We start from the raw sequence: 12,433 nt of genomic DNA on the forward strand, positions 1-12,433 counted from the left end.
CCCCTTCGGAAGAACCTGACAGGACAAAAGGACAGTGCGGAACGCCGGTTCCGCGCGGGGTCAGGAGATCCCGAGTTCGTTGGTGATGAAGTCGAAGACTTCGTCGTCTGCCGCGTCGCTGCTCAACTCGCCACCGTTGTCCTGTGCGTCGGCGGTCGTTGACCGGTCGCTCCAGCGCGCGATGACGGCGCGGAGCCGGGTGCTGATCCGCGGGTGGTCTGGGTGGTCGGGGGAGACGTTGGCCAGGAGGGCTTCGAGCCGGTCTAGTTCGGCCAGTACCGGCTCGGCGTCGGGGGCGCCGTCTCGGGGGAGTGCGCCGTCGAGGTAGTGGGCCAGGGATCGGGATGTCGGGTGGTCGAAGACCAGCGTTGCCGATAGCCGCAGGCCGGACGTACGGGCCAGCCGATTGCGTAGTTCGACGGCGGTCAGGGAGTCGAAGCCGAGATCGTTGAACGCGCGTTCCTCGGCGATCGCCGATGGGTCCGAGTGCCCGAGCACGGTGGCCACTGCGCCGCGTACCAGGTCGAGCAGGACGCGTTCGCGCTCCTCGTCGGCCAATCCGGTGAGCCGCTGGCGTAGTTCTGCTGCGGCCGGTGCCTCCTCGCCCCTGGCGTCGGTAGCCGCCGGGCCGCCGACCAGGGCGTGTAGCAGCGGCGGTGCGTCGGCCGCCGAGCCGCGCAGCGCGGCCAGGTTCAGCCGGACCGGCAGCAGCGTTCGATCGTCTCCGGCCAGAGCGGTATCGAAGAGGGCCAGGCCGTCGCGGGGCGTCAACGGCAGAACGCCGGAGCGTCGCATGCGGAGCTGGGCGGCCTCATCCAGCGCGCCCGCCATGCCCTCGCTGTGTTCCCACAGTCCCCAGGCTAGGGAGAGGCCCGGCAGGCCGTGGGCGGCCCGGTGGTGGGCGAGCGCGTCGAGGAAGGAGTTCGCGGCGGTGTAGTTCGCCTGCCCGGCGCCGCCGAGGGTTGCCGTTGCCGAGGAGAACAGGACGAAGGCGCCGACAGCCATGTCTTGGGTGAGCTCATGCAGGTGCCAGGCCGCGTCAGCCTTCGGCCCGAGTACGGCGTCGGCGCGTTCCGCGGTGAGTGCGCCGAGCGCGCCATCGTCCACCACTCCCGCGGTGTGGATGACGGCGGTCAGCGGATGCCCCGCGGGGATGCCGGACAGCGCATCCGCCAGGGCCTGCCGGTCCGACACATCACAGGCCAGCGCGGTGACCTGCGCTCCGAGTGCGGCGAGTTCGGCGGTTAGCTGCTCTGCCCCGGGTGCCTGCGGGCCACGGCGGCTGAGCAGCAACAGACGCCGCACGCCGTGTTCGGTGACCAGATGCCGGGCGATGAGGGAGCCGAGCGCGCCGGTGCCACCGGTGATGAGGACCGTGCCCCCCAGGTCCCCCAGAGGCTGCGCCTCGGTGGCCGGGGCCCCCGCGGTGGGCCGGGCCCGTACCAGCCGGGGTGCCAGCAGGCCGCCGGGCCGTGCGGCGAGCTGCGGTTCCTTGGAGTCGGCGGCCTGGCGTAGCGCGGACAGGGTGTCGGCGCCCGCACCGAGGTCAAGGAGTACGAAGCGCTCCGGGTGTTCCGCCTGGGCCGCCCGGCCCAGGCCCCACAGCGGCGCCTGGGCGAGGTTCGGCACGTCCTCTTCCCGTGCGGTGGCTACCGCGTCGTGGGTCAGCACGACCAGCCGGGAGGCGGCGAACCGCTGGTCATCGGCCCAGGCCGCCAGCGCGGATCGGGTCCACTCCAGCGCTTCGCGCGTCGCCGCGGGGCCGGTGGCCCCCGTGGCGGCGTGCGGGCTGGTCAGGAAGACGGTGCTGGGGACGGGCCTGCCGCCGGCCACCGCCGCAGCGAGAGCGGTGAGGTCTGGGTAGAGGGCAAGGGCGGCGCCGGTGTGGTCGGGTGCGGAACCCGCCAGCGGATCGTGCGGCCCAACGAGCGCCCAATCGCCGTCGCCATCGGCGCTGCCGCGCCCGGCCTCGGTCCACTCGACGCGGAACAACGCGTCGCCGGCCGGTGCCCGCGACGCGGCCCGTAGCTGCGCCACCGAGACCGGGCGGGCCCGCAACGACTCCACCGAGGCGACGGGCGCGCCGAACTCGTCGCTCACCAGCAGCGACATGGCGTCCTGGCCGGCCGGGCGCAGGCGTACGCGCAGCACGGCGGCGCCGGTACGCAGCAGCCGTACACCGCTCCAGGCGAAGGGCAGCAGCACCTGGTCTCCGGTGTTGCCGACCAGGCCCGCGTGCAGCGCGGCGTCGAGCAGGGCGGGGTGCACGCCGTAGCGGGCGGCCTGCGCCCGGTCGGGCTCGGGCAGCACCACCTCGCCGTAGATGTCGTCGCCCGCGTGCCACACGGCCCGCAGGCCCCGGAAGGACGGCCCGTAGGTGAAGCCGTCCAGGGCCACCGTTTGGTAGAAGTCGTCGATGCTGACCGGGACGGCACCCGCAGGCGGCCACACGCCGCCCAGTTCCGGGGCAGACTGCGAAGCTCCATCCGGGGCGCCCAGGTGCGCCTCGCCGGCCAGGAGGCCGCTGGCGTGCCGCGTCCAGGGTTGGGCGTCGTCGCCGTCCGGTCGGGAGTACACGCCGATCGGCCGACGCCCGTCGTCGCCGGCGGCCCCCACGCTGAGCTGGATGCGGACCGCGTTGTCTCCCGTCAGGATCAGCGGGCTCTCCTGGTCGAGCTCATCGACCGTGGCGCAGTTCGTCAACCGGCCCGCGTGCAGGGCTAGTTCGAGGTAGGCGGTGCCGGGTACGACCACGGAGTCCAGGACGACGTGGTCGGCGAGCCAGGGGTGCGAGCGGGCCGACAGCTTGCCGGTCAGCAGGAGACCGCCACCGTCGGCCGGGGCGAGTGCGGCGCCCAGCAGCGGATGCCCGGCCGTGTCCAGGCCCAGATCGGCGGGCTCCGTGGCGGCGTCCTGCGGAGTCAGCCAGTAGCGCTCGCCCTGGAAGGGGTAGGTGGGCAGGTGCACCCGCATGGCCTGGCCCAGTTCGCCGGTCAGGTCACGCAGGCAGGTCCGCCAGTCCAACTCAACGCCGCGTACGTGCAGTTGGGCGACAGCGGACAGTATGGTCATCGGTTCCGGGTGGCCGCCGCGCAGCAACGGCACCGCGACGATCTCTTCGGTCGCCTCGTCCACCGTGTCACCGGCGCCGTCGCGGGCCATCGCGCACAGCACGCTGTCGGGGCCAAGTTCCAGGAACGTGCGCACGCCCTGCCCCGCCAGATGGCGGATTCCGGCGTGGAAGCGCACGGCTTCCCGCGCATGCCGCACCCAGTAGTCGGTTGAGCGGATCTGCTCACTGGTGACCGGTAGGCCGGTCACATTGGAGATGATCGGCAGGGTGGGTTCGTGCAACGTCAACGAGGACAACACCTCGCGAAACGTCTCCAGCATGCCGTCCATCCGGGACGAGTGGAAGGCGTGGCTGACGCTGAGCGCCTTCGTACGACGGCCCCGGGCGCGGAGCGTCTCGGCGATCTCCCGCACGCTGTCCTCGTCGCCGGACACCACCACCGAGGTGGGGCCGTTGACGGCGGCGATGCCCGCCGTTCCCGCGCCATTCGCGAGCAGTGCCGCGACCTCTTCCTCGGTGGCCTCCACGGCCACCATCAGCCCGCCGGGCGGCAGCTCCTGCATCAGGCGGCCCCGTGCGGCCACCGCGGTCACCGCGTCCTGAAGCGAGTACACGCCGGCAACGTGCGCGGCGGCCAGCTCGCCGATCGAGTGGCCGAGCAGAAAGTCCGGACGCACCCCCCAGGACTCGACCAGCCGGAACAGGGCCACTTCGAGGGCGAAGAGCGCGGGCTGCGCCCAGGCGGTCTGCCCCAGCAGCCGCGTCTGCTCCGCGTACCCGTCGGAGCCCTCCTCGGCGAGCAGCGCATCGCGTAGCGGCAGGCCCGTCTTCGCGGTCAGCAGCGCACAGATGCCGTCCAGCGCATCGGCGAAGACCGGAAAGGCTCGGTGCAACTCACGGCCGGCGCCCGCGCGCTGGGAGCCCTGCCCGGTGAACAGGAACGCGAGGCTGCCGCCCCGCGCGGCGTCGCCCACGGCTGTGCCCGGTGCGGGAGTGCCTTCGGCGAGTGCGTCGAGGCCCGCGAGCAGCTCCGTACGGTCGGTGCCGATGATGGCGGCTCGCTGGCCGAGGTCCGCCCGGGTGGTGGCCAGGGACCAGGCGACGGCGGCCGGGTCCCAGGCGGGGTGCCCGGCGACGGCGTCCCGTAGCTGCCGTGCCTGGGCGCGCAGCGCTTCGGCGCTGGCGCCGGACAGCAGCCAGGGTGTTGCGACCGGTGAGAGCCCCGCGCCGCCGGCCAGCTCCGCGGTGCGGGCCATGGTGCGGTCCGCGGCCACGGCCGTGCCAGATTCCGGCGCGGGCGACCCGGCCGGGGCGAGGTCGGCCGCGTCGCTGTCATCGGCGACGCGGCCAGCCCGCGATTCGCCATCGGCGGGGTCGGCCTGTTCGAGGATCACATGGGCGTTGGTACCACTGATGCCGAAGGAGGACACCGCGGCCCGGCGGGGCCGGTCGGCCACCGGCCACGGCTGGGCCTCGGTGAGCAATTCCACCGCACCCTGCGACCAGTCAACCCGGGAGGCTGGGGTGTCCACGTGCAAGGTGCGCGGCAGTACGCCATGCTCCATCGCAAGCACCGTCTTGATCACTCCGGCGACGCCCGCCGCGAGCTGGGTGTGCCCGATGTTGGATTTCACCGAACCGAGCCACAGCGGCCGTTCGGCGGGCCGGTCTTGGCCGTAGGTGGCCAGCAGGGCCTGGGCCTCGATGGGGTCGCCGAGGCGGGTGCCGGTGCCGTGCGCTTCTACGGCGTCGATCTGGTCCCCGGTCAGTCGTGCGTCGGCCAGGGCTTGGCGGATGACGCGCTGCTGGGCCGGTCCGCTCGGTGCGGTGAGTCCGTTGGATGCCCCGTCCTGGTTGATCGCGGAACCACGGACGACCGCCAACACGCGGTGCCCCGCGCTGCGGGCATCCGAGAGCCGCATGACCAGCAAGAGACCAACGCCTTCGCCCCACGAGGTGCCATCGGCAGCGCTCGCGAACGCCTTGCAGCGGCCGTCAGGGGCCAACCCGCGCTGGCGGCTGAACTCGACGAACATATGCGGAGCCGCCATCACGGCCGCCCCACCCACCAGCGCCGCCGAGCACTCGTCCGACCGCAGCGCCTGGCTCGCCAGATGCAGGGCCACCAGCGATGAGGAGCACGCGGTGTCCACCGTCATCGCCGGGCCCTCAAGACCGAAGGTGTAGGCCAGCCGCCCGGAGGCGACGCTGACGGTGGTCCCGGTCAGCAGATAGCCCTCGGCCCCCTCCGACGCGGCCTGCGGACCCGCGCCGTAACCGAGCGGAGATACGCCGACGAATACGCCGGTCCTGCTGCCGCGCACCGAGGCGGGGTCGATGCCGGCCCGCTCGAACGTCTCCCACGCGGTCTCCAGGAGCAGCCGCTGCTGGGGGTCCATGGCCAGCGCCTCACGCGGGCTGATCCCGAAGAACGCCGCATCGAAGCGGCCCGCGTCCTGGAGGAAGGCGCCGTGTCGTACGTAACTGTGGCCCGGCCGGTCGGGGTCGGGGTCGTACAACGTCTCGCTGTCCCAGCCGCGTTCGGCGGGAAACTCGGTGACGGCGTCACCGTCCTCGCTCAGCAGCCGCCAAAAGTCCTCGGGCGAGCTGACGCCCCCGGGGAAGCGGCAGGCCATGCCGACAATCGCGATCGGCTCGTGCCGTGCCTCGGTCAGTCGGCGGTTCCGCTGCTCCAGGCGCTTGTTCTCCTTCACGGAGTGCCGCAGCGCCTCTAGTACGCGTTCTTGTGACGTAGGTGTCTGGGGTGTGGTCATCGTTTTCTCCACCGTCCGAACGCGATCAGAGGTCAGTGCTGCCGAAGGCCAGGCCGATGAGGTCATCCGCATCCATGGCGTCGATGGACTCCAGGTCGCCGGGGTCCTCACCGGTGTGCGTGCCCGTGTCCTGCGGTGGGAGTGCGGGGTCGGTCGTGGCGAGTTCCAGCAGCGCGCCGAGCAGCCCGGCCTCGCGTAGCCGGGCCGGTGCGACGGTGGCCAGGATGCGACGCACCTCCGCGTCCGCCGCTTCTTCGCCCCCAGCCTCCGGCCTCCCGTTCGACGTCGCGCCGACCGGGTCCCCCAGGGCCTCACTCAACTCCTGACGCAGGTGCTCGGCCAGCGCTGCCGGATTGGGGTGGTCGAAGATCAAGGTGGCGGGTAGTCGCAGTCCGGTGGCCGCGTTGAGCCGGTTACGCAGCTCCACCGCGGTCAGCGAGTCAAGCCCAAGCTGCTTGAACGCCTGGTGAGTTCCTACCTCTCCGCCCGACGCATAGCTCAGGACGAGGGCCGTCTGCTCGCGCACCACCCCCAGCAGCACCCGGCTACGCTCGCCCTCCGGCACCCCCGCCAGCCGGCGGATGAGGGCGTCAGCGCCGCTTACCTCGCCACCGCCGCCGGAGGCGGCCACCGCGCGCCGTGCTGGTGTGGCCACCAACTGGCGTAGCAGCGGGGGCACGTCCTGGGCGCCGAGCGCGTCGCGGGCCACGGCAGCATCGAATCCCATCGCGACCAGCGCGGCGTGATCCGCTTGCAGAGCGGCGCTGAACAGTTCGAGGCCGTCAGCGTCACACAGGGGAGTCGTCCCGCTCCGACGCAGCCGCATCAGGTCACTCTCGCTCAGGTGCCCCGTCATCCCGCTCTCGCGCTCCCACAGACCCCAGGCCACGGAGACGCCCGGCAGGCCCTGGCTACGCCGGTGCAGGGCGAGCGCGTCCAAAAAGGCGTTCGCCGCCGCGTAGTTGCCCTGCCCGGGACCGCCCAGAACGGCAGCAGAGGAAGAGAACAGGACAAACAGGTCCAGGTCCATATTCTTGGTGAGTTCGTGGAGGTGCCAGGCGGTGTTGATTTTGGGTTGGAGTACGTCGTTGGTTTGTTGGGGGGTGAGGTTGGTGAGGAGGGCGTCGTTGAGGGTGCCGGCGGTGTGGATGATGCCGGTGAGGGGGTGTTGGGTGGGGATGGTGTTGAGGGTGGTGGTGAGTTGGTTGAGGTTGGAGGTGTCGCAGGCGGTGATGGTGACGGTGGCGCCGAGTTGGGTGAGTTCGTTGTGGAGTGTGGTGGCGCCGGGTGCGTGTGGTCCGCGGCGTCCTAGGAGGAGGAGGTGGCGTACGCCGTGGTGGGTGATGAGGTGGCGTGCTACGAGGGCGCCTAAGGTGCCGGTACCACCAGTGATCAACACCGTGCCTTCCCGCACGGGCGTAGGCGGCATGGTGAGCACCACCTTGCCCACGTGCCGGGCCTGGCTCATGAAGCGGAACGCCTCAACGCCGCGCCGCACATCCCACTGGGACGTGGGGATCGGCTGGAGAACACCGCCCTCGAACAGCGGCATCAACGCACCCATCATCCGGCCGATCCGCTCGTAACCCGCCTCGATCAGATCGAACCAGAGATACGCCGTGCCCGGGTGGGCCGCCGCGACCTGGGCAGCGTCGCGGATGTCGGTCTTGCCCATCTCCACAAACCGGCCGCCATCGCGCAGCAGCCGCAACGAGGCGTCCACATACGCATTGGCCAGCGAGTTCAGCACCACGTCCACGCCCGCTCCGCCGGCGGCGACACGTATCCGCTCCTCGAAGTCCAGCGACCGCGAGGAGGCGATCCGGTCCGCCGGCAGGCCAAGCGCCCGCAGCGTCCCCCACTTCGCGGGGCTCGCCGTGGCGAACACCTCGGCCCCCACATGGCGGGCAAGCTGCACCGCCGCCAGGCCCACGCCACCGGTCGCCGCGTGAATCAGTACGGACTCGCCCTCGCCCAAATTCGCCAGGTCCACCAGACCGTAGTAGGCGGTAAGGAACGCGATGGGCACCGAGGCACCCTCGGCGAAGGTCCAGCCCTCGGGCAGCCGCACGATCAGCCGGCGATCGACGACCGCGACCGGGCCGAAGGAACCAGGCACCATGCCCATCACCCGATCACCGGGCGCCAGATCCGCCACATCGGGGGCGACCTCCAGCACCACGCCCGCCGCCTCACCACCCATGACGTCCTGGTCCACCATGCCAAGCCCCAGCAGCACGTCCCGGAAGTTCATCCCCGCCGCGCGCACCGAAACCCGCACCTGTCCGGGCGCCAGCGGCGCGGACGCATCGGGATGCGGCAGCAGCGCCAAATTCTCCAAGGTGCCCTTGCCACTGGTGTCCAGGCGCCACGGCACCTCGCCCGCCGGCGGCTCCAGCACCTGCCCAGCGGACGCCCGCACCAACCTGGGCACCAGCAACCGCCCCGCCCGCACAGCGAACTGCGGCTCTCCCGAGGCGAGCGCCCCAGCCAACGCCGCCCTCGACACGTCATGCTCATCGAGATCGACCAGCACGAACCGGCCCGGATTCTCGGTCTGCGCGGAGCGCAACAACCCCCACAACGGGGCGTGAGCCAAGTCCCGTACGCTCTCGCCGCCGCCCGCCGCCACCGCCCCCCGCGTGACCACCACGAGCCGGCCCGCGCACCGCTCATCCGCCAACCACGTCTGAGCCAGCCCCAAAACCCGGTGCAGCGCCGCTCGGGCCGTGTCGGGGAGCTGGGCGTCCGCCGGACGCGTGGTCGCACCCGTGACGAGCACCATGTCCGGCACCGCAACGCCGCGGTCGGTCAGCTCGGCCAACTCGGCGTACGTGTCCAGCGGCGGACCCGCAGCGGTATGCGTACCAAGCCCGAGGTCATCCGCGCCGACCAGGGCCCAGGAGAAGTCCGGCTCCACAGGCCCGTCCGGCAGCGCCGCCTCCACCCACTCCACCCGCAGTGGCGTGTGCCCACCATCGGCGCTGGCCGCCTGCAACTGCTCCGCGGTCACCGCCCGGCCCACCAACGAGTTCACCTCGGCCACCGGCGTGCCGCTCTCATCGGCCATCGCCAGGGCCACACCGCCCGGGCCATCGGTCACCAGCCGCACCCGCAGCGCGGTCGCGCCGGTGGCGTACAACTTCACCCCAGTCCAGGAGAACGGCAGCCGCACCGCGCCTGCGGGGTCAGCCGCGGCGTGCAGCGCCGCGTCCAAAAGCGCCGGATGCAGGCCGAACCCGTGAGCCGCGTCGTGCTGAGCTTCGGGCAGCCGGACCTCAGCGAAAAGCTCCCCGCCGCGCCGCCACAATGCCTGCAACCCCTGAAACACCGGCCCGTAGCCGAGACCGCTCTCGGCCAGCCGCGGATAGAACCCGTCCAGGTCCACTGCCTCGCCACCCGCTGGCGGCCACACCTTCAAGTCCCAGTCAGGCCGCGCTGCGCCGGCAGCGACAAACCCGGTCGCGTGACAGGTCCACGGCGAGTCGGCGGCGGCCTCATCGGGCCGAGAATGGATCGTCAACGGCCGCCGCTCGGAACCTTCCGCACCTTCGGGAGCTCCCACGGCGAGCTGCAACCGGACCGCCACTCCAGCGGGCAGGACCAGCGGAGCAGCCAGCGTCAGTTCCTCCAGTACGTCACATCCGACCTGGTCACCCGCCCGGACGGCCAGGTCCACCAGCGCCGCACCCGGCACCAGCACCGTGCCCCATACGGCATGGTCGGCGAGCCACGGCTGCGACCGCACCGAAAGCCTGCCGGTCAAAACCACCTCAGCGCCGCGAGCCAGCGGCAGCGTCGCGCCAAGCAACGGGTGCCCGGCGGCGTCCAAGCCAGCCGAACGGAGATCACCGGGCACCTCCGAGACGTCAAGCCAGTAGTGGCGACGCTGGAAGGGATAGGTCGGCAGATCCAGCTGGCGCCGCGGTCCAGCTCCATATAGCGCGGTCCAGTCCACCGGAGTGCCATGGACGGCGAGGTGGGCCGCGTTGGTGAGGAGTTGGGTCCAGTTGCCTTCGTCGCGGCGCAGGGTGCCGGTGATGGTGGCTTGGTGGTGTGTTTCTTCGGTGGTTTCTTGGAGGGCGTTGGTGAGGATGGGGTGGGGGCTGATTTCGATGTAGGTGGTGTGGTGGTTGTTGAGTGCGGTGGTGGTGGCGTTGGTGAGGAGGACGGGTTGGCGGAGGTTGGTGTACCAGTAGTGGGCGGTGAGTTGTGTGGTGTCGAGTTGGGTGCCGGTGACGGTGGAGTAGAAGGGGATGTCACTGGCGGTGGGGGTGATGCCGGCGAGGTCTTGGGCGAGTTGTTGCTGGATGGCTTCGACGTAGGGGCTATGCGATGCGTAGTCCACGTTGATGCGTCGTGCGCGGATGTTGTGTTGTTCGCAGTGGGTGAGGAGTTCTTGGATTGCGGTGGTTTCGCCGGCGATGACGGTGGTGTGGGGTCCGTTGTGGGCGGCGATGTGGAGGCGGTCTTGCCACTGTGTGAGGAGTTGGGTGGTTTGTTGTGTGGTTTGTGCGAGTGAGGCCATGGTGCCGTGGCCGGTGAGGGTGGTGTGGATGGCTTGGCTGCGGAGTGCGGTGATGCGGGCGCCGTCGTGGAGGGTGAGGGCTCCGGCGGTGACGGCTGCGGCGACTTCACCCTGGGAGTGGCCGATGACGGCGGTGGGGTGGACTCCTAGGGAGCGCCACAAGCGTGCGAGGGAGACCATGACCGCGAACAGGGCGGGTTGGACGATGTCTACGCGTTCTAGTGGTTGCTCACTACGCAGGGCTTCGGTCAGTGACCAGTCCACGTACGGCGCGAGGGCGCTCTCACACTCGGCTATGGCTTCACGAAATACGGCGGAGGTATCGAGGAGCCCGGTAGCCATGCCGGTCCATTGGGAGCCCTGGCCGGGGAAGACGAACACCGGCTGCGAGTGGTTCCCCTGGCCGGTCACCACGGTCGCCGTCTCGCGGCCATCGGCCAGTGCACCGAGGCCGGCGAGCAATTCCGTACGATCGGCGCCGACCACGACGGCACGCCGGTCGAACACCGAGCGCCCGATCGCCAGCGACCGCGCGATATCCGCCACCGACCACTCCGGGTGTGCCTCCACGGCGGTCCGCAGGCGTCCGGCAGTGGCGCGTAGCGCCTCGACGGAGCGTGCGGACACCTGCCAGGGCGGGCACGCTTCCGGTACGGGAGCTTGCTCCTCCGATGCCGGGTCCAGGTCCAGGTCCGGTGCCTGCTCCAGGATGACGTGCGCGTTGGTGCCGCTGACGCCGAACGACGACACGGCGGCCCGGCGTGGCCGACCCGTTGTCGGCCACTCCCGTTGTTCGGTGAGTAGCGAAACGGCGCCCGCGCTCCAGTCCACGTGCGGAGTTGGCTCGTTGACGTGGAGCGTCTTGGGGAGAATGCCGTGCCGCAGGGCGAGCACCATTTTGATGACGCCGCCGACGCCCGCCGCAGCCTGGGTGTGGCCGATGTTGGACTTGAGGGAGCCGAGCCATAGGGGCCGGTCGGCGGGGCGGCCCTGGCCGTAGGTCGCCAGGAGGGCCTGCGCCTCGATGGGATCGCCGAGCTTGGTGCCCGTGCCGTGTGCTTCCACGGCATCCACCAGGTCGGGGGAGAGCCCGGCCGCGGCCAGCGCCTGCTGGATGACCCGCTGCTGTGAGGGGCCGTTGGGCGCGGACAGACCGCTGCTCGCGCCGTCCTGGTTGACCGATGAACCCCGCAGCACGGCGAGCACCGGGTGGCCCTCGCGGCGAGCGTCGGAAAGCCGCTCGATCAGCAGCATGCCCGCGCCCTCGCCCCAGGCCGTGCCGTCTGCCGAGGCCGCGAACGACTTGCAGCGGCCATCCCTGGCCAACCCGCCCTGCCGGCTGAACTCCACGAAGGTGGTCGGCGTGGCCATCACGGTGACCCCTCCGGCCAGCGCCATGGCGCAGTCACCGCGCCGCACGGCCTGCGCGGCCAGGTGCAGGGCCACCAGCGACGACGAGCACGCCGTGTCCAGCGTCACGGCCGGGCCTTCCAGGCCGAGGACATAGGCGATCCGGCCCGATGCGACGCTGCCGGAACTCCCGCTGCCGAGGAACCCGGCGACGGACTCTTCTACCTCGCCCAGGCGTGTGGCGTAGTCGTGGTACATCAACCCAGCGAAGACGCCCACCCGGGAGCCGCGCAGCGACGCCGGGACGATGCCCGCCCGCTCGAAGGCCTCCCAGGACGTTTCCAGGAGTAGCCGCTGCTGGGGGTCCATGGCCAGCGCCTCGCGCGGGCTGATGTCGAAGAAGGCCGGGTCGAAGCCGGTGGCGCCATCCAGGAAGCCACCCTCGCGTACGTACGAGGTGCCGGGCCGCGCAGCGTCGGGATCGTAGAAGTCCTCCAGGTGCCAACCGCGTTCCGCGGGCGGCTCACCGATGGCGTCCTGGCCCGCGGTCACCAACCGCCACAGTTCCGCCGGGCTTTCGACACCGCCGGGGAATCGGCAGCTCATCCCGACGATGGCGAGAGGCTCGCGGTCGGCTTCTTCCAGCTCAGCTACCCGGCGCCGGCTCTCGGCGAGCTCGGCCGTGGCCCAGCGCAGATGCTCGCGAAA

Annotated in this window: 1 protein-coding gene and 1 pseudogene; both read right to left on the reverse strand. The window is 71.2% G+C overall.

Annotation, left to right across the window (positions count from 1 at the left end):
* Positions 1–60: 60 nt before the first annotated feature.
* On the reverse strand, positions 61–5,847 hold the full coding sequence (locus FHS42_RS38320) for a type I polyketide synthase (protein WP_184576775.1): 5,787 nt from the start codon (positions 5,845–5,847) through the stop codon (positions 61–63).
* A gap of 25 nt (positions 5,848–5,872) precedes the next feature.
* Positions 5,873–12,406, reverse strand: a pseudogene (locus FHS42_RS27955) (type I polyketide synthase); the annotation flags it as partial.
* Positions 12,407–12,433 lie beyond the last annotated feature (27 nt).

It is taken from the genome of Streptomyces zagrosensis (genome assembly GCF_014203645.1).
GTDB classification, from domain to species: domain Bacteria; phylum Actinomycetota; class Actinomycetes; order Streptomycetales; family Streptomycetaceae; genus Streptomyces; species Streptomyces zagrosensis.